The sequence below is a fragment of the Acidisphaera sp. L21 genome (assembly GCF_009765685.1).
Taxonomy (GTDB): domain Bacteria; phylum Pseudomonadota; class Alphaproteobacteria; order Acetobacterales; family Acetobacteraceae; genus LMUY01.
In genome coordinates, this window is record NZ_LMUY01000102.1 from 1 (window position 1) to 21,444 (window position 21,444).

18 protein-coding genes and 1 pseudogene are annotated in these 21,444 nt (G+C 67.4%); 16 read left to right on the top strand and 3 right to left on the bottom strand.

The window, feature by feature from the left end; translation table 11 throughout:
* The 11 genes and pseudogenes from GSQ76_RS19880 to GSQ76_RS19930 form a co-directional block, all read left to right on the top strand.
* Nucleotides 1-585, top strand: a pseudogene (locus GSQ76_RS19880) (hypothetical protein); the annotation flags it as partial.
* 32 nt (nt 586-617) lie between these two features.
* Entirely contained in the window at nt 618-1,931 is a 1,314-nt protein-coding gene (gene tolB / locus GSQ76_RS19885; RefSeq protein ID WP_158745855.1) for a Tol-Pal system beta propeller repeat protein TolB, read from the top strand.
* A 132-nt stretch (nt 1,932-2,063) separates the two neighbouring features.
* Nucleotides 2,064-2,546, top strand: coding sequence for an OmpA family protein (locus GSQ76_RS19890; protein WP_158745856.1), 483 nt, complete (start codon nt 2,064-2,066; stop codon nt 2,544-2,546).
* Between the two features lie 116 nt (nt 2,547-2,662).
* Nucleotides 2,663-3,529: a tol-pal system YbgF family protein gene (locus GSQ76_RS19895; protein WP_158745857.1), complete on the top strand. Its 867-nt coding sequence runs from the start codon at nt 2,663-2,665 to the stop codon at nt 3,527-3,529.
* Between the two features lie 29 nt (nt 3,530-3,558).
* Nucleotides 3,559-4,719 (top strand): tRNA lysidine(34) synthetase TilS, encoded by a 1,161-nt coding sequence (gene tilS / locus GSQ76_RS19900; RefSeq protein ID WP_158745858.1) that lies wholly within the window; start codon nt 3,559-3,561, stop codon nt 4,717-4,719.
* Between the two features lie 140 nt (nt 4,720-4,859).
* Complete coding sequence (ftsH, locus tag GSQ76_RS19905; protein ID WP_158745859.1) at nt 4,860-6,779, top strand: ATP-dependent zinc metalloprotease FtsH; 1,920 nt, start codon at nt 4,860-4,862, stop codon at nt 6,777-6,779.
* A gap of 8 nt (nt 6,780-6,787) precedes the next feature.
* Nucleotides 6,788-7,633 (top strand): dihydropteroate synthase, encoded by an 846-nt coding sequence (gene folP, locus GSQ76_RS19910; protein ID WP_158745860.1) that lies wholly within the window; start codon nt 6,788-6,790, stop codon nt 7,631-7,633.
* Nucleotides 7,634-7,674: 41 nt separating this feature from the next.
* Nucleotides 7,675-9,039, top strand: coding sequence for a phosphoglucosamine mutase (gene glmM, locus GSQ76_RS19915; protein ID WP_158745861.1), 1,365 nt, complete (start codon nt 7,675-7,677; stop codon nt 9,037-9,039).
* Nucleotides 9,036-9,818 (top strand): bifunctional hydroxymethylpyrimidine kinase/phosphomethylpyrimidine kinase, encoded by a 783-nt coding sequence (thiD, locus tag GSQ76_RS19920; RefSeq protein ID WP_158745862.1) that lies wholly within the window; start codon nt 9,036-9,038, stop codon nt 9,816-9,818. The genes glmM and thiD overlap by 4 nt, the downstream gene beginning before the upstream one ends.
* Nucleotides 9,818-10,615 carry an AAA family ATPase gene (locus tag GSQ76_RS19925; protein ID WP_158745863.1) on the top strand — a complete coding sequence of 266 codons (798 nt, stop codon included), beginning with the start codon at nt 9,818-9,820 and terminating at the stop codon, nt 10,613-10,615. The genes thiD and GSQ76_RS19925 overlap by 1 nt, the downstream gene beginning before the upstream one ends.
* Nucleotides 10,616-10,779: 164 nt before the next feature.
* Entirely contained in the window at nt 10,780-11,469 is a 690-nt protein-coding gene (locus GSQ76_RS19930; RefSeq protein WP_158745864.1) for a hypothetical protein, read from the top strand.
* Nucleotides 11,470-11,641: 172 nt separating this feature from the next.
* On the opposite strand, the gene GSQ76_RS19935 is transcribed toward GSQ76_RS19930, so the two are convergent.
* A complete protein-coding gene (locus tag GSQ76_RS19935; RefSeq protein WP_254070518.1) occupies nt 11,642-12,985 on the bottom strand; it encodes an LLM class flavin-dependent oxidoreductase in 1,344 nt (447 codons plus the stop codon).
* Nucleotides 12,986-13,079: 94 nt separating this feature from the next.
* Here GSQ76_RS19935 and GSQ76_RS19940 point away from each other — a divergent pair, with 94 nt between their 5' ends.
* From GSQ76_RS19940 to GSQ76_RS19960, 5 genes are all read left to right on the top strand, one after another.
* The gene (locus tag GSQ76_RS19940; RefSeq protein WP_158745865.1) at nt 13,080-14,186 is read left to right on the top strand and encodes a phosphoserine transaminase; all 1,107 of its coding nucleotides are present in this window, start codon (nt 13,080-13,082) and stop codon (nt 14,184-14,186) included.
* A 10-nt stretch (nt 14,187-14,196) separates the two neighbouring features.
* Complete coding sequence (locus GSQ76_RS19945) at nt 14,197-15,348, top strand: ATP phosphoribosyltransferase regulatory subunit (RefSeq protein ID WP_158745866.1); 1,152 nt, start codon at nt 14,197-14,199, stop codon at nt 15,346-15,348.
* Nucleotides 15,349-15,452: 104 nt separating this feature from the next.
* Complete coding sequence (locus GSQ76_RS19950) at nt 15,453-16,742, top strand: adenylosuccinate synthase (protein WP_158745867.1); 1,290 nt, start codon at nt 15,453-15,455, stop codon at nt 16,740-16,742.
* Between the two features lie 87 nt (nt 16,743-16,829).
* Nucleotides 16,830-18,809: a hypothetical protein gene (locus GSQ76_RS19955; protein WP_158745868.1), complete on the top strand. Its 1,980-nt coding sequence runs from the start codon at nt 16,830-16,832 to the stop codon at nt 18,807-18,809.
* Entirely contained in the window at nt 18,809-19,270 is a 462-nt protein-coding gene (locus tag GSQ76_RS19960) for a hypothetical protein (protein WP_158745869.1), read from the top strand. The genes GSQ76_RS19955 and GSQ76_RS19960 overlap by 1 nt, the downstream gene beginning before the upstream one ends.
* Before the next feature lie 68 nt (nt 19,271-19,338).
* On the opposite strand, the gene rpoH is transcribed toward GSQ76_RS19960, so the two are convergent.
* The gene (rpoH, locus tag GSQ76_RS19965) at nt 19,339-20,229 is read right to left on the bottom strand and encodes an RNA polymerase sigma factor RpoH (RefSeq protein ID WP_158745870.1); all 891 of its coding nucleotides are present in this window, start codon (nt 20,227-20,229) and stop codon (nt 19,339-19,341) included.
* 201 nt (nt 20,230-20,430) lie between these two features.
* The gene (locus tag GSQ76_RS19970; protein ID WP_158745871.1) at nt 20,431-21,435 is read right to left on the bottom strand and encodes an RluA family pseudouridine synthase; all 1,005 of its coding nucleotides are present in this window, start codon (nt 21,433-21,435) and stop codon (nt 20,431-20,433) included.
* Between the last annotated feature and the right edge of the window lie 9 nt (nt 21,436-21,444).

Genomic DNA, 21,444 nt, shown 5'->3' on the forward strand with positions numbered 1-21,444 from the left:
CCCCCGGCCCCCACGCCGCCGCTGCCCACGCCCCCACTCCCGGTCCCGCCGCCTCCGGCCCCGCCGCCGCCCACACCCGCGCCGCCGAAGCCGAACCCTCCGAGCCAGAGCACCCAGCCGAACGAGGCCAAGACGCCCGCGCCGGACAGCCGCAGCTTGTTGAACACGCTGGAAAAGCTGCGCTCCCTGCGCCAGCAGACCGAAGCGCCGACCGCCCGCTACAACCCGTCCCGCTCGGGCGCCCCGCAGCAGGGCGGCAGCGTGCATGGCACCGACAACACCTCGCTCAACGTGCAGCAGCGTGGTGCCATCGGCGAGAAGGTGCGCGATTGCTGGACGCGTGACGCAGGCGCGCTGAACGCCGACCAGTTCTCGGTGCACCTGATCGTCACCACGGACGCCCAGGGTGTCGCCCGTCTGGCGCAAATCGCACCTGGTGACCCGGCGGCTGCAGCCGGAAGCCCTTTGCATGCGTTTGGTGAGCGTGCCGTACGCGCAGTGCTGGCCGCCCAGTGCTCTGCCCTGCCGCTGCCGGCGGGCATGCTGGGCTCAACCCATCGCTTCGACTTCATCTTCAAGCCCTGATTATTCTTCAAGCCTTGACCGGAGATAACGCCATGAGCCTCATCACCCCGATCATCGGTCGGCGCGGCGCGCTTGCTGGCACTGCCACGCTGCTGACGGCCCCCGCTTGGGCGCAGGCGCCGAACCCCGGCAGCGCACCGACCGCCGCGATCACCGTGGACCGTGCCCGCACCGACCCGATCCCGATCGCCATCCCCACCATGGGCGGCGATCTGGGTGCCCAGATCACCGGCGTCATCAGTGCAGACCTGCAGCGTTCCGGCCTGTTCAAGCCCGTCAGCGGCGGCGCGGCGGCAGGCGATGCGCCGAACTTCAACGCCTGGAAGGCAACCGGCGCACAGGCGCTGGTTACCGGCACCGCTACCTCCGGCCGGGTCGAGTTCCGGCTGTGGGACGTCCCCGTGGGCCAGCAGATCCAGGGCACCGCCTACACCACAGCCGCCGGCAACTGGCGCCGCGTCGCGCACATCATTGCCGACGTGATTTACGAACGGCTGCTGGGCGAGAAGGGGTATTTCGACACCCGCATCGTCTACGTCGCCGGCTCCGGCCCGCGTGACCGCCGGGTGAAGCGCCTGGCCATCATGGACCAGGACAGCGAGAACAATCGCTACCTCACCGACGGCTCGTGGCTGGTGCTCACCCCCCGTTTCCATCCGACGCGGGACGAGATCGTGTTCATGTCCTACGCCAACAACCGCCCCCGCGTGTATTCCTTCAACCTGGGCAGCGGCGCCCAGCGCGTGCTGGGGGAGTTCGACGGCATCACTTTCGCCCCGCGTTTCGCCCCCGATGGCAGCCATGTCATCATGTCCGTCACGCGGGGCGCCGGGTCGGACATCGTCACGGTCGGACTCGGCGGGGGCGGCAGCCAGCGGCTGACCAATTCCGGCGCGATCGATACCAGCCCATGCTACAGCCCGGACGGCTCGCAGATCGTCTTCAACTCCGACCGCGGCGGCGACCAACAACTCTACGTCATGAGCAGCGGCGGCGGCGGCGCCAAACGCATTTCGTTCGGCAGCGGCCGGTATGCCACGCCGGTTTGGTCCCCACGGGGCGATCTGATCGCGTTCACTCGCCTCGGCTCCTCCTTCGCAATCGGCGTGATGCACCCCGATGGTTCCGGCGAGCGCATATTGTCGGAGAGTTTCGACGTGGAAGGCCCAACCTTTTGCCCGAACGGCCGGGTGCTGATGTTCTTCCGCGAAAGCGCAGCCCGGGACAATCGCGGCGGCGGCTACGGGTCCAAGCTCGTCTCGATCGACATCACCGGCTTTAACGAGAGGGCAGTACCGACGGCTGGCGATGCATCCGATCCGGCCTGGTCACCACTGCTCGCCTGACAATACTTTGCGCAGGGCCTTGACGTAGGAATAAACGAACCGTAGTCGAAATTTTGTCGGAACGACTTCCTCGCTTGACCGTTACCGCCGGGACACGTTCGCTTGACCACCGCAACCCAGGAATGAAGATAGATGAACACCAAGACTTTGGCCCTTTTCGCTTCGCTGGCACTGTTGTCGGCTTGCGCCAACAAGGCTGACACGAGCGGCGCGAGCGCAGGGACGGGCGCGGTGGCTGGCGGCACGTCCGGCGCAGTGCCGGGCAGCCAGGAAGACCTGGTGGCCAACGTCGGTGACCGCGTGTTCTACGCCCTGAACGAATCGAGCCTGAGCGGCGACGCGCGCGGCACGCTGGACCGTCAGTCCGCGTGGCTCGGCCAGTATCCGCAGGACTCCGTCCAACTCGCCGGCAATTGCGACGAGCGTGGGACCGAGGAATTCAACATCGCCCTTGGCGCCCGCCGCGCCAATGCCGCCCGTGATTACCTGGTCGCCCACGGCGTCGCCTCGTCCCGCATCAGCACCATCAGCTACGGCAAGGATCGCCCGACGGCACTGGGTTCGGACGAGAGCGCGTATCAGCAGAACCGCAACGCGATCACCTCCGTCCGCTAGACCGGATCTGAGACGATGGGCCGGCGATCCTACTTGGGGTCGCCGGCTTTTTGCTGTTTGCGGGTTGGCCGGGGCGACGTAGAACCCGGCGCAAGATACAGGCGGGAGTGCTGGGGATGAGGGTTGCCGGTTTGGTTCTGGCGGGTGCGTTGCTGATGGGTGGCCCCGCTATGGCCCAAATGGACAGCCGCGAGGCAATCGCGCTGCAAAACCAGATTTTGGAACTGCGGCAGCAGATGCAGTCCATGCCCCGCGGCGGTGGCGGCCCCGCTCCCGTCTACCGCCCCGACCGCGGCGGTGGCACCGACCCCGGTTTGACCGCGCAATTGCTGGATCGCGTGTCCACGCTGGAGGACCAGGTGCGCACGCTGCGCGGCCAGGTGGACCAGTTGACCAACCAGCAACAGCGCCAGAGCGAAGATCTGGCCAAGCAGATCGCCGATCTGACATTCGCGATGCAAAATGGTGGTGGCGGCGGTGGCGGTGGTTCTGCCAGTCCCCCGCCGCCCCGTGCCTCCCAGCAGCAGAGCCCGCCGCCATCCTCGCTGGGCGGTGGCTCGCTGGGCAGTCTGCCGTCCGGCCCGCCCGCTGGCCCGCCGCCGCGCACGCCCGAACTGGCAATGCAGGAGGGCAATGCCGCCCTGGCCCGGCGCGACTACCCGGCCGCCGAGGCCGCGGCGCGTGAGGTCCTGGGCAAGAAGGGTCCACGCGCGGCCGATGCCCAATTCCTGCTCGCCCAGGCGGAGATCGGGCAGCGTAACTACCAGCAGGCCGCCCCCGATTTCTACGATGCCTATAACCGCGCCAAGACCAGTGCCCGCGCCCCCGATGCCTTGCTGGGCGTTGCCAACGCGCTGATCGGGCTCGGCGACCGCCAGTCCGCCTGCGATGCACTGGCCAAGCTGAAGGCCGAGTTCCCGCAGCCCCGCCCGGACGTCCGCGATGGCGTGGCCGCCGCCCGGCAGAGAGCCGCCTGCCGCTAGCGGCGATCTTTGCAGCCGCCCTGGCGCGGTTGGGGCCTTGGGATGGTGCAAGGCGCGTCGCCGTCGCCGTCTCGGGCGGCGCCGACAGCCTGGCGCTGGCCCTACTGGCGAGAGGCTGGGGCGACCCGATCGCCTTCGTGGTCGACCACGGCCTCCGCGGCGAATCGGCCAGTGAGGCAGCGTGGGTGCGGGAGGTGCTGGGCGCACGAGGCATTCCCACCACCATCCTGCGCCTGACGGATTTGGCGCCAGGCCCCGGCATCGCCGCCCGCGCCCGCGCCGCGCGATACGCCGCCCTGTCCGCGGCCTGCCGCCACGCCGGGTTGGTCGACCTGCTGGTCGGCCACCATGCCGGTGACCAGGCGGAAACGGTGCTGATGCGTCGTCGTCGTTCCAGTGGGCCGGACGGATTGGCGGGCATGGCCGCTTGCGTCGAAACTGATGATATCCGCCTGCTGCGCCCGCTGCTCGCCATCGACCCGGCGCCCTTGCGCAACTTCGTCACCGCTGCCGGCCTGGTCCCGGTAGACGATCCGACCAATACCGACCAACGCCAGACCCGCGCTCGCCTGCGCCGCGAGATCGGCACCGACCGTGCCGAATTGCTGGCCGAGGCCGCCCGGTGCGGCGCCAACCGCGCGGAATCCGGCCAGGCGATCGCCCTGGAACTGGCCGCCCGTGCCTCGATCCATCCGGAGCGGTTCGCAATCCTGTCGCCTGGCCCACTCCATTCGCAAACGCTGGCTTCCTTGCTGCGCAGCCTCGCGGGCAGGGGCTTCCCGGTCGCCCATATCGATGCATGGGCGGCAAACCCCCGGCCCGGCACCGTTGCCGGTGTGCAGATCCTGCCTGCTGGCAAACTCGGCCCCGGCTGGCTGCTGGTGCGGGAGGCCGCGGCGATCCAGGCCCCGGCCAATGCCACGCCCGGCACTGTCTGGGACGGACGCTACCGCGTGACGTCAGCGCCGACCGGTGCGGCGATCGGCTCGCTAGGCCGGGACTCCGCCGCATTCCGTAGGCAATCTGCCTTGCCTGCTGCTGTCCTTAACGCCCTTCCCACCTTTCGATACAACAGCGTGCTATCCGCTGTCCCCGATTTAGACTATGGTGGACCTATGCTGTCCCAAAATCGGGGCGTCATACGCCATGCGGGTTTGCCCGCCGCCGGGGCATCTTTCTTGCCTTGCTAGCGCGGCCGGGGGTGTGTTCGCGAAGCGGCGATCCCATGTTGGTGTCAGCACCGGCACCGGATTGGTCGAGGTGTGGATTGCAACGGCCTCGCTCCTGTCGTTGGGGCAGAGGTCATGTTTTGGATGGCCAGGGAACATAGATGAGCAATTTCGGCCGCAACCTCGCACTCTGGGTCATCATAGCCCTTCTGCTGGTGGTGCTGTTCAACCTGTTCCAACCGGGTTCGACGCAGCGCTCCGCGTCCCAGATGGCCTATTCCGACTTCTTGAGCGATGTCGCGAGCGGCCGTGTGCATGACGTGACCATCCAGGGCCGCATCGTCACCGGGCAACTCACCGACAACCGCACGTTCCAGACCTACACGCCGGAAGATCCCTCGCTGGTCCAGAAGCTGACCGATAAGGGCGTCCGCGTCGTCGCCAAGCCCGAGGACGAGGGCAGCAACAACATCTTCCATTACCTGCTCAACTGGTTCCCGATGCTGCTGCTGATCGGCGTCTGGGTGTTCTTCATGCGCCAGATGCAATCCGGCGGCGGTCGCGCCATGGGCTTCGGCAAGTCCCGCGCCCGCATGCTGACGGAGAAGCAGGGTCGCGTCACGTTCGAGGACGTGGCCGGCATCGACGAAGCCAAATCCGAGCTGCAGGAGATCGTGGAGTTCCTGAAGGACCCGCAGAAATTCCAGCGCCTGGGCGGCAAGATCCCCAAGGGCGTGCTGCTGGTCGGCCCTCCCGGCACCGGTAAGACCCTGCTGGCCCGCGCCATCGCCGGTGAGGCGAACGTGCCGTTCTTTACGATCTCCGGCTCCGATTTCGTGGAGATGTTCGTCGGCGTCGGCGCCAGCCGCGTGCGCGACATGTTCGAGCAGGGCAAGAAGAACGCCCCCTGCATCATCTTCATCGACGAGATCGACGCCGTTGGTCGCCATCGTGGCGCCGGCCTGGGCGGCGGCAACGATGAACGTGAGCAGACGCTCAACCAGATGCTGGTCGAGATGGACGGGTTCGAGAGCAATGAGGGCGTGATCCTCATCGCCGCCACCAACCGTCCCGACGTGCTGGACCCGGCCCTGCTGCGCCCCGGCCGGTTCGATCGCCAGGTGGTGGTGCCGAACCCCGATGTTGGCGGTCGCGAGAAGATCCTGCGCGTTCACATGCGCAAGGTCCCATTGGCTAACGACGTCGACCCGAAGACCATTGCCCGCGGCACGCCCGGCTTCTCCGGCGCAGACCTCGCCAACCTGGTGAACGAAGCCGCCCTGTTGGCTGCCCGCATGGGCAAGCGCACCGTGGCGATGTACGAGTTCGAACACGCCAAGGACAAGGTGATGATGGGCAGCGAGCGTCGTTCGCTCGTCATGTCCGACGCCGAGAAGCGGATGACCGCCTACCACGAATCCGGCCACGCCTTGTGCGCCATGCACGAGCCGGATTGCGACCCCGTCCACAAGGCGACGATCATCCCCCGCGGCCGTGCGCTCGGCCTCGTGATGAGCCTGCCGGAAGGTGATCGTCTTTCCGAGAACAAGGCCCGCCTGATCGCTCGCTTGGTGATGGCGATGGGTGGCCGCGTTGCCGAGGAGATTATCTTCGGCGCCGATCGCGTCTCCACTGGCGCCGGCGGCGACATCAAGCAGGCGACCAACATCGCCCGCAACATGGTCACCGAGTGGGGCATGAGTGAGTCGCTGGGCATGATCGCTTATGGCGATAACAGCCAGGAGGTCTTCCTCGGCCACTCCGTCACCCAGAACAAGAACGTGTCCGAAGTGACGGCGCGTGAGATCGATGCCGAGATCAAGGGCATCATCGACCGGGCCTACAAAAAGGCCCACCAGATCCTCACCGACAATATCGAGGAACTGCATCGCCTGGCGCGCGGTTTGCTGGAGCACGAGACGCTGTCCGGCGACGAAATCCGCACCGTGCTGCGCGGGGAGACGGTCATCAAGAAGGTCGTCGACGAGCCCGCGCCGGAAACCCGTCGCGCCTCTGTCCCGACAACGCGTCCGCTGGCCCCGCCGACGGGTGGCCTTGGGGCCGCTCCCCAACCGGGCTGAGCGCTACCATGCTTGCGAACCCTCTCCCGGTGGGGGAGGGGTTTTGGGCGCGGGGGCTTCCCTCGCGCCCAACTATTATGGCGATCCTGAACGTCACGCCGGATAGCTTCAGCGATGGCGGCGACCACCGCGACCCGGCCATTGCGATTGCCGCCGGGCACCGCATGATCGCAGAAGGGGCGGATGTCCTAGACATCGGTGGCGAGACGACGAGCCCCGGTAGCTCTCTTGTTCACCCCTCCGACGAACAAGCCCGCATCCTGCCGGTCATAAAGGGCCTGCGCGACGCCGGGGTCCCGATCTCGATCGACACTCGCAACGCTGCGACGATGGCCGCTGCGCTCGACGCCGGGGCAACCATCATCAACGACGTCACGGCGCTGCACCACGATCCGGATGCCGCTTGCGTTGTTGCGCGCTGGGGTTGCCCCGTCATTCTGATGCACATGCGCGGCACGCCCGCGACCATGAACAGCCTGGCCCAGTATGACGACGTTGCAATCGAGGTCGCAGCAGAACTCGCCGCCAGCCTGTCGCAGGCGGAGCGCGCGGGCATCGCGCCTGGCCAGGTGATGCTGGACCCTGGCATCGGCTTCGCCAAAACCGCACCGCAGAGCGTGGCCTTGCTGCGCAACCTCGGCCCATTGCATGCACTGGGCCGGCCGCTGCTGGTTGGTGTCTCGCGCAAGCGGTTCATCGGCGCGTTAGGTGGACAACCCGTGCCGAAGGAACGCCTAGGCGGGTCTCTCGCCGCCGCAGTCTTCGCATTATCCCGGGGCGCAGCAATGTTGCGTGTGCATGACGTCGCTGCGACTGCCGAGGCCATCCGGGTCTGGTCCGCACTCACCGGCTAGGCTAGGACTGTTGCTTAATACACCAACGGGCTGCGAATACGATGGTAAACGGCAGGCGCCTGTTCGGCACGGATGGAATTCGCGGGACGGCCAATGCCGATCCGATGACGGCGGAAATAGCGCTGCGGCTCGGGCAAGCCGCCGGCATCATGTTCGTCCGCGGCAGCCACCGCCACCGCGTGCTCGTGGGCAAGGACACACGGCTGTCGGGTTACATGATCGAGCCCGCTTTGGTCGCCGGCTTCGTGGGCGTGGGCATGGACGTGCAATTGGTCGGCCCGTTGCCTACCCCGGCCATTGCCATGCTCACCCGCAGCATGCGCGCCGACCTCGGCGTCATGATCTCCGCCAGCCACAACCCGTTCGAGGATAACGGCATCAAGCTGTTCGGCCCCGACGGCTACAAACTCTCCGACGCGACCGAGGCCGAGATCGAGGCGCTGATGGCGTCCGGCCTATCCGATCGCATGGCCGCCCCCTCTGCCCTGGGCCGCGCTTCCCGCCTGGTCGATGCCGCCGGCCGCTATATCGAAAGCGCCAAGGCGACCTTCCCCCGCGGCCAGACGCTGGATGGGCTGAAGATCGTAATCGATTGCGCGCATGGCGCCGCCTATAAGGTCGCCCCCACCGTCCTGTGGGAACTGGGTGCGACCGTCGTTCAGCTCGGCGTCACGCCCGATGGCTTCAACATCAACCGCGACTGCGGCTCCACCGTGCCGGAGCATCTCTGCCGCGCTGTGGTCGAACACGGCGCCGACCTTGGCATCGCGCTGGACGGCGATGCCGATCGGCTGCTGATGTCGGACGAACGCGGCCGCATCGTCGATGGCGACCAGATCCTGGCCCTGGCGGCAATGAACCTTCACCGCACCGGCAAACTGCGCGGCGGCGCCGTGGTGGCAACCGTCATGTCCAACCTCGGGCTGGAGCGGTTTCTGGCCGGGCAGGGGCTGGAGTTGCGCCGCACCGCCGTGGGCGACCGCTACGTCATGGAACGCATGCGCGCCGACGGCCTGAATTTGGGCGGCGAACAATCCGGCCACATGATCCTCGCCGACTACTCCACCACCGGCGACGGCCTCGTCGCGGCCCTGCAGGTGCTGGCCGTGTTGGTGGAACAGCGCCGCCCAGCCAGTGAGGCGCTCCGCCTGTTCGATCCGCTGCCCCAACGCCTGCGCAGTGTCCGTTTCACCGGCCCATCACCGCTCACCGACCCGCAATTGCGCGAGGCCGTGGTTGAGGCGGAGGCCAGCCTAGCCGCCACCGGTCGACTGCTGCTCCGCGCCAGCGGCACCGAACCCGTCATTCGTGTCATGGCGGAGGGGGAGGACGAGGCGCTCGTCACCCGCATCGTCGACGTGCTTTGTGCCACGATTACCAAGATCACCCAGGCACGCGCGGCGTGATCCCGCGCGTCCTGGTCATCGCCGGCTCGGATTCGGGCGGTGGCGCCGGCATCCAGGCCGACATAAAGACCGCAATGGCCCTCGGCGGCTACGCCAGCACCGCGATCACGGCACTCACCGCCCAGGACACGCGCGGGGTCCACGCCATCCACAAGGTGCCCACGGCCTTCATTCGCCAGCAGATCGAAGTCGCCTTGACCGACCCCGGCGCCGACGCCGTCAAAACCGGCATGCTGGGCGATATCGCCACGATCGAGGCTGTGGCAGACGCGCTCGCCAACGCCGGGTTACCCATGGTGATCGACCCGGTCATGGTGGCCAAGGGCGGCGCCCGCCTGCTGGACCATGACGCCCTCGCGGCGCTGAAGCGGCTGTTGCTGCCCCTCGCCACGCTACTGACCCCAAACCTGCCCGAAGCAGAATTGCTCGTCGGCCGCCCCATCCCCGACTTGGCCGCAATGCACGAGGCGGTCGAAATCCTGCTGACCCTCGGCGTCCCCGCCGTGCTGCTAAAAGGCGGTCACGCGGACGGCGACACCGTGGTCGACCTGTTGGCGACGCATGACGAAACGCTGGAATTCGCCCGCCCCCGTCTACCGACCCGGCACACTCACGGCACCGGCTGTACCCTGGCCACTGCCGTCGCCACCGGCTTGGCCGCGGGCATGACGCTCCCCGCCGCCGTCGCCCGCGCCCGCGACTACGTGCAGGCGGCCATTGCTGCGGCCCCCGGCATCGGCGCCGGCCATGGGCCGCTGGGCCACCTCGTCACTCCCTGATGTTCCTCGACCGCATCGTCCGCCGTCCGGGCCATGTGGGTGAGGGGTTTCCCTGGACGGTGCCGCTCATCGCCGGGCTGCAGGATCTGCGGCTCACCACCGCAGTCACCTTCCTGGTGGGCGAGAATGGCTGCGGCAAATCCACCCTGTTGGAGGGCCTGGCCTGGGGCATGGCCGCCACCGCCATCGGCAGCCACGGGCTGGAGCGCGACCCGACGCTCAACAGCGCAAGGCGCTTCGACGACGGCTTTCGCTTCATCCGCACCGCCAAGGCCTATACCCGCCTGTTCCTGCGGGCCGAGGATGTGTTCGGCTTCACCACCCGCGTCACCCGCGACATGGCCGTCTTGCAGGCAGAGGCGAAGGATCTGGGCCGCGTCGTCCCGCCCGGCATCGGCCGCACCCGCGCCGTCGGTCTGGCCCGGGGGCAAGCCAGCCTGTTAGCCCAAACCTACGGCGCCGACCCGGACGCCCGTTCCCACGGTGAGACCTTCCTCCATCTGTTGCAGGCGCGACTGGCGCCAGATGGCCTGTATTTCCTAGACGAACCCGAAACCCCACTCTCCCCCACCCGCATCCTGGCACTGATCATCATGATCGAGGATTTGGTCGCAAGCGGCTGCCAATTTGTCATCGCAACCCACTCGCCCATTCTATTAGCGCTACCCGGCGCCACCATCCTGTGTGCCGATCACGGCCAACTTGCGCCGGCCGAGTGGGACGACTTGGAGCACGTCCGCGTCACGCGCGCTTTCCTGACCGATCCGGCGTCGGTTTTGAAGCGACTGCGGGACTAGCGCGAATTCCGGCTCAGCCTGGTGGCCCGTCGAGAGAATTTACAGCTCACGAAACCGAGAGCTGTAGGAATCCTCTAACCCTTTGACATCTAACGCAGAAAACCGCTCCACCGACATGGCATGCTGATTGCTCATATGCGATTAGAATGCGTTTGGAGGTTTTGATGGCCCGACTATCGACGTGGTTAGTTGCTGCTGCGGTGATCGTGGTAGCGCCGGCGGCTATGGCCGCTCCAGTCTATTCCAACGATTTTTCGTCCACTGCGACCGATTTTACCGGTGCGTGGAGTGTGAAGACTTCCCCCTCGGGGCAAGGATTCCTTGCGAGCAGCGGTCCGACGACGCAAACCACCCTATCCCTTATTGGGCTTGCCGCGCACACCGAGGTCGATGTCGCGTTTACGATCGATGTCGTAGGCAGCATGGACGGAACCGGCAGTGTCATCAACGGTGGTGGTGCAGGAGACTTCTTCACCGTGAGCTATTTGGGCGCGACGGCCGGCACGGCCTTCAACCAGGCGTTTGCCAACTACGGTGGTGGCAACCTTCAAACATACCCGACGCCCGGCAGCGCACCGGCGACCGGCGCAACAACGACGAATGCACTCGGTTATTCCGGTTTTCCGGATTCTGGGAACGGCATTCAGGATTCCGAATACAGCATCACTTTGACGATCCCAGATGCTGCATCAAATTTCGCTCTAGCCTTCACCGATGGGTCGAACGAGGGTACTGGGAACGAATTCTATGGCATCGACAACGTGGACGTTTCCATCGTGAACAATCCGGTTACAACCGTTCCGGAGCGATTTCCCTCGCGGTGTTTGGAAGCGGCATGCTGGCCTTCGGTTTGATCCGCCGCCGTCGCGTCTGAGCCCGGCTGTCCTCTCCTGAGCGTATAAGGGACAGACAGTCGCTTCGCCTCCATAAACCCGCAGCGGCGCACGACGAAGTCCGCAACGTCGTGTCCGCAATTCGAAAGACGTGTGGTCCGCTATATCATGACCCGGGGAGCGTTGGCGGACCCTAAGCCGGCCGTAAATGCTCCCGCAGCGTCCGCCCCGTATACTCCGTCCGAAACACGCCCCGCTTCTGCAAGACGGGCACCACGCCGCGGCAAAACTGTTCCCACATGCCCGGTGATGTCGTCGGCGTCAGCACGAACCCGTCGCATGCGCGATCCTCGAACAGATCCGTCAGCCGATCTGCCACCTGCTCCGCCGTGCCCACCAATTGCGGGCACAACTCGCTGGTCGCAAACCGCCGTGCCGCTTCGCCCAGGGTCAACCCCTCTGCCGCCGTGCCCTGCAGGATCACATCGAACGACCCGCGCGACCCTTCCTCCAGCGTAATGTCCGCCAACGGCAGGTCCGGATCGTACTGCGATAGATCAACCCCGATATGTCCGGAGATCTGCGCCATCCCCAACTGCGTATCGACCAGGCTGTTCAAATACTCCGCCCGTTCCCGCGCCAGCGCCTCCGTCTCCCCCAGCACCACATCGATCGAGGGTAGGATCACGCAGTCCTCCGGCGCCCGCCCATACCGGGCCATGCGGGTTTTGAAATCGGCGTAGAACGCCTGCATGTCGCTTTTTTGGTGCTGCAGGGTGAAAATGATCTCTCCCCACCGCGCCCCAAACTCCCGTCCCCGCTCGGACGACCCCGCCTGCATGATAACCGGATGTCCCTGTGGCGAGCGCGGCGTCGTCAACGGCCCCCGCGTCTTCACCCACTGCCCGGCATAATCGGCGTAATGAATCTTCGCCGGGTTTGCGAACACACCGGCGGCGCGGTCCATCACCAGCGCCCCGTCCTCCCAGCTATTCCACAGCGCGAAACACGCCTCCAACACCTCATCCGCCCGGTCATACCGCTGGGCGCGCCCCGGCATCTCCGTCATGCCGAAATTCCGCGCCTCCAACGTCGACGTGGACGCGACCACGTTCCACGCCGCCCGCCCGGCGCTCACATGATCCAGCGAGGCGAGCATCCGGGCGATCTGATACGGATGGTTGAACGTGGACGAATAGGTCAGCCCCAACCCGATCCGGCTGGTCACCCGCGCCATCCCCGGCAGCAGCACCGCCGGGTCCAGTAGGCACACCTGGCCGCCGCGTCCGGCCATGGTGTCGTAACTGCCGCCGTACAGATCGTACACGCCCAAGATGTCGGCGAAGAACAGGCTGTCGAACTTGCCGGCCTCCAGCACGCGAGCGATATGCTCGTAGCGCGCCGGGTTCAGCACGTCCTCCACGTCGGAGTCCGGGTGGCGCCAGGCGCCGTGGTGGTGGCAGGTCGGCCCCGTCATCAGGAACGCTACCAGGTGCATCTGCCGGCCTGTCGAAATCCGGTCTGCCACCATCCCCATTGCCCGCCCCATTGTCCACCGTCACCGGTGCAACTTTGATGCCGCGTGCAGCGGTGGTGCGCGGCCATGGGCTCTCAGCTATACCGGTTGCGTGATGACAAAGCCCGCGCTGCGACCCACCAATCCATGCTTCTCCTCCGGTCCCTGCGCGAAGCGGCCGGGCTGGCGCGCCGACGCGCTGGACACGTCGATGCTCGGCCGCAGCCACCGCGCCCCCGCCGCCCGCGCCCAATTGGCCGAGGTGATCGACCGCTCCGCCGCCCTGCTGCAGATGCCGTCCGACTGGAAGCTCGGCATCGTTCCAGCCTCCGACACGGGCGCCGTGGAAATGGCCCTGTGGTCCTTGCTTGGCCCGCGCCCGGTGGACGTGCTCGCGTTCGAAAGCTTCTCCGCCCTATGGGCCGCCGACATCACCACTCAACTCAAGCTCCCCGCAATCCGCACCTTGTCCGCCGACTACGGCACCCTGCCGGACCTCTCCGCCATCGATCCGGCGCACGACCTGGTGCTCGCCTGGAACGGCACCACCTCCGGCGCTCGCCTCACGGACGGCCCCTGGCTGCGGCGCGGCGACGGTCTGGTCATCTGCGACGCCACCTCCGCGGCCTTCGCGATGGACCTGCCGTGGGACCGGCTGGATGTCGTCACCTGGTCCTGGCAGAAGGCGCTGGGCGGGGAGGCGGGGCACGGCATGCTTGCCATGTCCCCCCGCGCCCTGGCTCGCCTGGCCGAACACACCCCCACTTGGCCGCTGCCCAAGATCTTCCGCATCACGCCGGGCATGTTCCGCGGCGACACGATCAACACGCCCTCCATGCTCTGCGTCGCCGACGCGCTGGATGGTTTGCGCTGGGCCGAAAGCGTCGGCGGCCTCCCAGCCCTCATCGCCCGGGCCGAGGCCAATCTCGCCGCCATCGCCGCGTGGGAGGCCCATACCCCATGGGCCAGCTTCCTCGCCGCCGACCCGGCGCAACGCTCCCCCACCTCCATCTGCCTCCGCGTCCCGGATCACGCGCCCAGGATCGCCGACCTGCTGGCAACGGAGGGCGTGGCGCACGACATCGCCAGTTACCGCGACGCCCCCCCGGGCCTACGCATCTGGGGCGGCGCCACGGTGGAGACGGCGAATATCGAGGCACTGCTGCCCTGGCTCGATTGGGCGCACGCCACCGCTTCTGCCGCCGCCCCCGCAATGGTATAGCCCGCCGGACATGCCCGACACCTTGCCCGACGCCCTCGCCAACCCGGCCCTGCTCCCCGCCGGGCTGCGCGACCTATTGCCGCCCGAGGCCGAGACCGAGGCCGCCGCGGTGGAGGTCGTGATGGCCGTGTTCGCCGCCCATGGCTACGAGCGGATCAAGCCGCCGTTGCTGGAGTTCGAGGACAGCCTGCTCGCCGGCTCCGGCGGCGCAACGGCGGACCAGATCTTCCGCCTGATGGACCCGGACTCCCACCGCATGATGGGCGTCCGGGCCGACATGACGCCGCAGATCGCGCGCATCGCCACCACCCGCCTGGCCGCCGCCGCCCGCCCCCTCCGGCTCAGCTACGCCGGCCAATGCCTGCGCGTGCGCGGCAACCAGATTGCGCCCGACCGGCAGATCGCCCAGGCCGGCATCGAACTCATCGGCTGCGACAGCCTGGCCGCCGACGCCGAAATGGTGCTGGTTGCCGCCGAAGCCCTGGCCGCTCTCGGCCTCACCCGCGTCAGCTTCGACCTCACCTTGCCGCGCCTTGCCCCAACCCTGCTGGATGAGGCCGGGTTCGCCGGCCCCGCCCGCCAGGCCCTGCTGCGCGCGTTGGACCGCAAGGACGTCGCCTCCGTCGTGCAGCACGGCGGCCGGCTGGCCCAAACCCTCAGCGACCTGCTGCTCACCGCCGGGCTCGCCGGCCCGGCTCTGGCGCGACTGGAGTCGATCGAACTCCCGCCGCTTTCCGCCGTATTGTGCCAGCGCCTGGCGGAAACCGTGCGCGCCATCCAGGCCCGCGCCCCTTCGCTGAAACTGACCATCGACCCGCTGGAATTTCGCGATCTGCCGTACCACACCGGCGTCTGCACCGCCGTCTACGCGACTGGGCGGCACGAAGTGCTGGGCCGCGGCGGCCGCTACGTCTGCGGTGATGACGAGGCCGCCACCGGCCTCACGCTCTACCCCGACGCGGTTCTGCGCGCTTGCGCCCCGCCGCGATTGCCGTTTCGGGTCTTCGTGCCCGTTGGCGCCGACCATCTCGCCGCAGCCCGGTTGCGGACCGGGGGCTTTGCCACCGTATCCGCGCTGGACCCGGTGGACGATCCGATTGCCGAGGCCCACCGCCTCCGCTGCACGCACATCCTGCGTGACGGCCAGGCGCAGGCTCTCTGATAGTGGATGGGCTGTGATAGGACGACGACGGATATAAGCCCTCTCCCGACGGGAACAGGGTAGGTGAGGGTGCCGCTCGCACCCCCAACAGGACACGGATTGATATGGCAAATGTGACGGTGATCGGCGCCCAATGGGGTGACGAGGGCAAGGGAAAGGTTGTGGACTGGCTCGCCAGCCGCGCCGATATCGTGGTCCGCTTCCAGGGCGGCCATAATGCCGGGCACACGCTGGTGGTCGGCAACCAGACCTATAAGCTCAGCCTGCTGCCCTCCGGCCTGGTCCGCGGCAAGATGGGCGTCATCGGCAACGGCGTCGTCGTCGACCCGGTGGCCCTGCTGGCCGAGATGGATCGCGTCCGCGCCCAAGGGCTGAACGTGTCGCCCGACAATCTGCGCATCGCCGATAACGCCCCGCTGATCCTGCCGCTGCATGCCGCACTGGACCGTGCCCGCGAGGCCGCCCGTGGCGAGCGCAAGATCGGCACCACCGGCCGTGGCATCGGGCCGGCCTACGAGGACAAGGTCGCCCGCCGCGCCATCCGCATGTGCGACCTGGCCGAGCCGCAAACCCTATCCGACAAGCTGGACGAACTGCTGCTGCACCACAACACGCTGCTGCGCGGCCTGGGTGCCGACACGTTCGAGAAGCAGCAACTCCTGGACGATTTGCTGGCCCTGGCCCCCCGCATACTCCCGCATGTCGAGCAAGTCTGGGTCCGCCTGGACGAGGCCCGCCGCGCCGGCCAGCGCATCCTGTTCGAGGGCGCGCAGGCGGTCATGCTGGACGTCGATCACGGCACGTATCCGTTCGTCACCAGCAGCAACACCATCGCCGCCACCGCGGCCAGTGGCTCCGGCATGCCGCCATCGGCCGTGGGCTTCGTGCTGGGCATCGCCAAGGCCTACTGCACCCGCGTCGGCAGCGGCCCGTTCCCGACCGAACTGACAGACGAGATCGGCCGCAAGCTGGGCGAACGCGGGCACGAGTTCGGCACCGTCACCGGCCGGCCGCGCCGCTGCGGCTGGTTCGACGCCGCCATGGTGCACCAGGCCGTCAAGGTCGGCGGCATCACCGGCCTGGCGCTGACCAAGCTGGACGTGCTGGACGGCATGCCCGAGCTGAAGATCTGCACCGGCTACGAATTGGGCGGCCAAACCCTGCGCTTCCTGCCCGCCGCACCCGGCGCGCAAGCCGCCGCAAAGCCGATCTTCGAAACCGTCGAAGGCTGGTCCGGCTCCACCCGCGGCGCCCGCTCGTGGGCCGACCTTCCGGCGCAGGCGATCAAATATGTCCGCCGGATCGAGGAATTGGTCGAGGCGCCCGTGACCCTGCTGTCCACCAGCCCGGAGCGGGACGACACCATCCTGATGCGCGACCCGTTCGAGGGCTGAGCCGCCCCGGCGGCGTGTCACGCACGGGAAACCGCTTGTTAACTTCGGCGGCGGCATGATGGGCTTGCAAACTTCGGGCAAGCCAAAATGGCCACATCGCCGAAGGAGGCTGCCGCCGCGCTGATCGGTGGCCTCTACGCCGTCGATTTCGATCAGCCGATGCCGAACGCGGCCCCGCCGCTGACGACCTATGCCGCCAGCAGGGGCGGCGTGCCCGGCTTCATGGCCGTCGCGGTCAGCCGCGGCTGGCCCGCCCGCGGGCGGGCGTTGGGCGCCGTGTCCAACCTCGGAACGCCGCATATGCTGCCACCGGTCGCCCATGGTCCGACCACGATGCCGGGCGGCGAAACCGGCTATTTCGTCATCTGCCCCGCCCCGCCCGGGCCCTCCTTGCTGGCGAACCTGCGCGCCTGGCCCGAGGCAGAACTGACCGACTTCGTGCTGAAGCCGATGGCGCTGGCCCTTGGCGAACTGCAGGCGCGCGACGTGACGCACCGGGCGATCCGCCCGGACAATCTGTTCCAATCCGCCCCGCGCACGCCGGTAACGCTGGGCTGCGCCTGGGCCACCCCACCCGCCTGTCACCAACCAAGCTGGATGGAACCAGCCTATTCCGCCGTCTGTCTGCCCGCCGGTCGCGGCGATGGTCGTATCGCCGATGACGTCTATTCCCTGGGCGCCTTGATGGTGATGCTGGCCTTGGGCGCCAACCCTGTAGAGGGCGTCCCGGACGAGGAGGTGCTGCGCAACAAACTGGAATTCGGCAGCTATTCCGCCATCGTCGGCAATCACCGATTGCCGCCCATCCTAGTGGACCTGGTGCGCGGTATGCTGGCCGACGATCCGGAGCATCGGCCATCACCCGCCCTGCTGGCCAACCCGGCAGCCGCCCGCGCCCGGCGCATCGCCGCCCGGCCCGCCCGTCGCGCCCAACGCCCGATCGAGGTCGGTGGGCAGCATGCCTGGACGTCGCGCATGCTGGCCCATGCGCTGATGCGCGCGCCCAACGCCGCCAGCCCAATGCTGCGCAATGGCACGATCGACCGCTGGCTGCGGCGTGGGGTAGGTGATGTAACCGCCGCCTCCGCCATCGACGAGGCCGCACGCATGCGCGATGCCGAGGTGTTGGCTGCCGACGGCAAGGCCGATGCGATGCTGATTACCCGCTCCATTGCGCTTCTGGACCCGGCCGCCCCGCTGGTCTGGCGTGGACTGGCTATCTGGCCGGACGGCCTAGCCAACGCGCTGGACAACGCGCTGCACTTTGCGCCCGAGCAGGCCGAGGCCCTGGCCGAAATCGCAACCGCCCAGGTCCCCACTGCTTGGGTGGAAAAGCGCGGCGGTGGTCGGGACGCCACGGTCTCCCGCCTGGAAGGCCTGGAGACCCGCCATTGGTTCACCGGCAGCCGCACGGGTGCGGGCGCCTGGCGCCTGTCCTACCACTTGAACCCCATGGTCCCCTGCGAGTCGCCCGCCACGGCCCGCGCCTGGGTGGTTCGCCTGGCGGACATCCTGCCGGCGCTGGAGGCCACCGCCGCGCGATCGCCCCGCGGTGACCAGCCCCTGGTGGACCGGCAGATCGCCACCTTCATTGAGGCGCGCCGGGATGAGCGATTGGACGTCGATTTGAGCCGCCTGGCGGGGGCAATGACCGCACCGGACCTGCTATCGCAGCTGCGCCTGTTGGCCCGGCTGCAGGGCAAGCTTTCCACGACCGACCTGCCAAACCTCAGCCGCTGGGCCGCCGATGCGGTGCAGCCAATGCTGCAGCATTTCAGCAGCCGGTCGCGGCGGCAGCGCTTGGCCGAGCGGCTGAGCGCCCTGGCCCAAGCCGGCCAGCTGGCCCCCATGGCGGCGATGCTGGACGACGAGCCGGAACAGGAGAGCGACAAGCATGGCCTCGCCGGCGCCAAGGCACGGCTGGCGGAGATCGAGGCCGCGTTGGCCGAATGGTCCGAATTGGCGGAGATCAAGGCGGCGCAAGCGCGCCGGGTCGGCCATGAAGTCGCCGATGGCGTGGGCCTGCTGGCCTGTGTCGTGGCACTCGGCTTCGCGGTATTTGGCTGATGGCCAAGGCGTCTGCCTCGGCCACCCCCGCGGTACCGCGCCGGTCATGGTTCTGGTTGCAGGGCGTCATCTGCGGCGTGGCAGTGGCGGTGGTGCCCGGCACCGCCCTGATGATCGGCGTGCTGATGGCGCCGGCCTTTGCCACCTATGCGATGGAGCAGGGCAAGACCCGGCCGCTCGCCCGCGGCATGATGCTGAGGGGCGCCGCCTGCACCTTCATGCCGCTACGCGTGCTGTGGGAGCATGGTGGATCGCTCGACGCGTCGCTGGACCTGCTGAGCGACCCAGGCCGTCCGCTGCTCGCCTGGACCGCCTGCGGCGCCGGCTGGCTCGCGGGCCAACTTGCCGACATCCTCACCCGCCTGGCGCTCGATGCCCGCTCGGCCCGGGCTCTACGGCAACTGACTCAGGAGCGCGACAAGCTCATCGTCGAGTGGACGGACGAACAACCCCCCAAATAGAAAAAGCCTCCTTCCCGTCACCAGGAAGGAGGCTTCGATCGTCCAGACTACCAAACGAGGCCGCCGGACTAGGCGGCCATCGGGATCGACAACCGTTGCTCGACCACTTGCTGCTTCATCGACTTCTGCAGCTTCTCAAACGCACGCACCTCGATCTGGCGCACCCGCTCTCGCGAGATGGAGTATTGCTGCGACAGTTCCTCCAGGGTGGTCGGGTTATCCTTCAGCCGCCGCTCAATCAGGATGTGGCGCTCCCGCTCGTTCAACGTCTTCAGCGCATTTCCCAGCAGCGCCTTGCGGCCGGAGTATTCCTCGCGGTCGGCAAGCTCTGCTTCCTGGCCCTGCGACTCGTCCACCAGCCAATCCTGCCACTCGCCCTCGCTATCGGCGCGAACCGGCGCGTTCAGGCTATGATCCGGGGCGGACAAGCGCCGGTTCATGCTGACGACGTCCTGCTCCGGCACCTGCAGCACGCGGGAGATTTTGGCCACATGCTCGGGCTTCAGGTCACCATCTTCGATCGCCTGCATCTGGCCCTTCAGCCGGCGCAAGTTGAAGAACAGCTTCTTCTGCGCCGCAGTCGTGCCCATCTTCACCAGCGACCAGCTATGTAGGATGTATTCCTGGATGGCGGCACGGATCCACCACATGGCGTAGGTCGCCAGGCGAAACCCACGATCCGGATCGAACCGCTTGACCGCCTGCATCATGCCGACATTGCCCTCGCTGATCAGCTCGCCGACTGGCAAGCCATACCCGCGATAGCCCATGGCGATTTTTGCAACGAGACGCAGATGGGAGGTGACAAGCTTATGCGCCGCATCCATATCTTCCGAATCGCGCCAAGCCTTCGACAACGACAACTCTTCATCCGGCGCAAGCATTGGAAACTTGCGGATTTCCTGCAGGTAACGTGAGAGGTTGCCTTCAGGTGCAACATTAATCACAGCAGCAGCCATGACGAACTCCTTTTGTCCACACCGCCGGACACCGACCCTATACGGCGAAGGCTGACCTTGGTTGCAGTGCAGAACAAGCGTTGATGCGGTTCTGGCTCCTCACGTCCTAGAGATCGCCCCTCATTAGGCAGCGGGCTCCGGGATGGCGCCAGATGCACGCGCATCTGATGACGAAGGTGATACAGGACCGCGCTGGTCCTGTCAAGGGGATTGCAACCGTCGCGGTTGCACCAGGGTGTCAAGCTGCTCGACAAGGCCTGCAAAATCCGCAGGCGGCGGGGTCTCGAACCGCAATTCCTCCCCCGTCCGGGGATGGGTAAACCCCAGCACGGCAGCATGTAGCGCCTGCCGAGGGAACGCGAGCAAAGGCGTGCGAATACCCGGCGGCAAATGCTTCGCCGCGCCCGGTATGCGGCGAAGATACACCGGATCGCCTAGGAGAGGGTTACCGGCGGACGCCATATGGACCCGGATCTGGTGGGTGCGCCCGGTCGCCAGCCGACACTCCACCAGCGCCACCGCCGCACCCCAGGCCCGCTGCACCCGATACCGCGTGAGCGCAGCTTTGCCACCCCTGGGCACCACGGCCATGCGCTTGCGGTCCCGCGGATCCCGCCCGATCGCACCCTCGATCTCCCCTACGGTCGGGCTGGGCACGCCCCAGCACAACGCGAGGTAGGCACGTTCCAGGGTGCGGGTGGCAAACGCCTCGCCCAGCGCCGCCATGGCCGAGTCGGTCTTGGCGACGACCATGACGCCCGATGTGTCCTTGTCGAGGCGATGGACGATGCCCGGCCGCTTCTCCCCGCCAATGCCCGGCAGACTATCGCCACAATGTGCTAGCAGCGCGTTGACCAGCGTGCCCTCCTGGTTACCCGGCGCCGGGTGCACCACCAGCCCAGCCGGCTTGTCCAGCACCAGCAGGTCCCGATCCTCGAACAGGATCGTCAGCGGGATGTCCTGCGCGATCGGCCGGGCAGGGGTCGGCGGCGGCGGAACAAGGGCGTAGCGCCACCCGGCATGCACGGTAGCCGCCGGGTCGGTGGTGACGACATCCTGGACGGTCGCATGCCCATCTTCGATCAGGCTCTTGACGCGAGACCGTGAAAGCGTGCCGATCCCGTCCGTCAGAAACCGGTCGAGCCGAAGCCCTGCATCCGCCGACTCGGCGACCAGGCTCCAGGCGCCGTCTGGCAGATCGCTCATCCCGCCGAC

Excerpts from the sequence above, each read along its gene's own strand:
- tolB (WP_158745855.1), top strand. The coding sequence starts at position 618 with ATGAGCCTCATCACCCCGATCATCGGTCGGCGCGGCGCGCTTGCTGGC.
- GSQ76_RS19890 (WP_158745856.1), top strand. The coding sequence starts at position 2,064 with ATGAACACCAAGACTTTGGCCCTTTTCGCTTCGCTGGCACTGTTGTCG.
- GSQ76_RS19895 (WP_158745857.1), top strand. The coding sequence starts at position 2,663 with ATGAGGGTTGCCGGTTTGGTTCTGGCGGGTGCGTTGCTGATGGGTGGC.
- ftsH (WP_158745859.1), top strand. The coding sequence starts at position 4,860 with ATGAGCAATTTCGGCCGCAACCTCGCACTCTGGGTCATCATAGCCCTT.
- folP (WP_158745860.1), top strand. The coding sequence starts at position 6,788 with ATGCTTGCGAACCCTCTCCCGGTGGGGGAGGGGTTTTGGGCGCGGGGG.
- glmM (WP_158745861.1), top strand. The coding sequence starts at position 7,675 with ATGGTAAACGGCAGGCGCCTGTTCGGCACGGATGGAATTCGCGGGACG.
- GSQ76_RS19925 (WP_158745863.1), top strand. The coding sequence starts at position 9,818 with ATGTTCCTCGACCGCATCGTCCGCCGTCCGGGCCATGTGGGTGAGGGG.
- GSQ76_RS19930 (WP_158745864.1), top strand. The coding sequence starts at position 10,780 with ATGGCCCGACTATCGACGTGGTTAGTTGCTGCTGCGGTGATCGTGGTA.
- GSQ76_RS19935 (WP_254070518.1), bottom strand. The coding sequence starts at position 12,985 with ATGGGGATGGTGGCAGACCGGATTTCGACAGGCCGGCAGATGCACCTG.
- GSQ76_RS19940 (WP_158745865.1), top strand. The coding sequence starts at position 13,080 with ATGACAAAGCCCGCGCTGCGACCCACCAATCCATGCTTCTCCTCCGGT.
- GSQ76_RS19945 (WP_158745866.1), top strand. The coding sequence starts at position 14,197 with ATGCCCGACACCTTGCCCGACGCCCTCGCCAACCCGGCCCTGCTCCCC.
- GSQ76_RS19950 (WP_158745867.1), top strand. The coding sequence starts at position 15,453 with ATGGCAAATGTGACGGTGATCGGCGCCCAATGGGGTGACGAGGGCAAG.
- GSQ76_RS19955 (WP_158745868.1), top strand. The coding sequence starts at position 16,830 with ATGGCCACATCGCCGAAGGAGGCTGCCGCCGCGCTGATCGGTGGCCTC.
- GSQ76_RS19960 (WP_158745869.1), top strand. The coding sequence starts at position 18,809 with ATGGCCAAGGCGTCTGCCTCGGCCACCCCCGCGGTACCGCGCCGGTCA.
- rpoH (WP_158745870.1), bottom strand. The coding sequence starts at position 20,229 with ATGGCTGCTGCTGTGATTAATGTTGCACCTGAAGGCAACCTCTCACGT.
- GSQ76_RS19970 (WP_158745871.1), bottom strand. The coding sequence starts at position 21,435 with ATGAGCGATCTGCCAGACGGCGCCTGGAGCCTGGTCGCCGAGTCGGCG.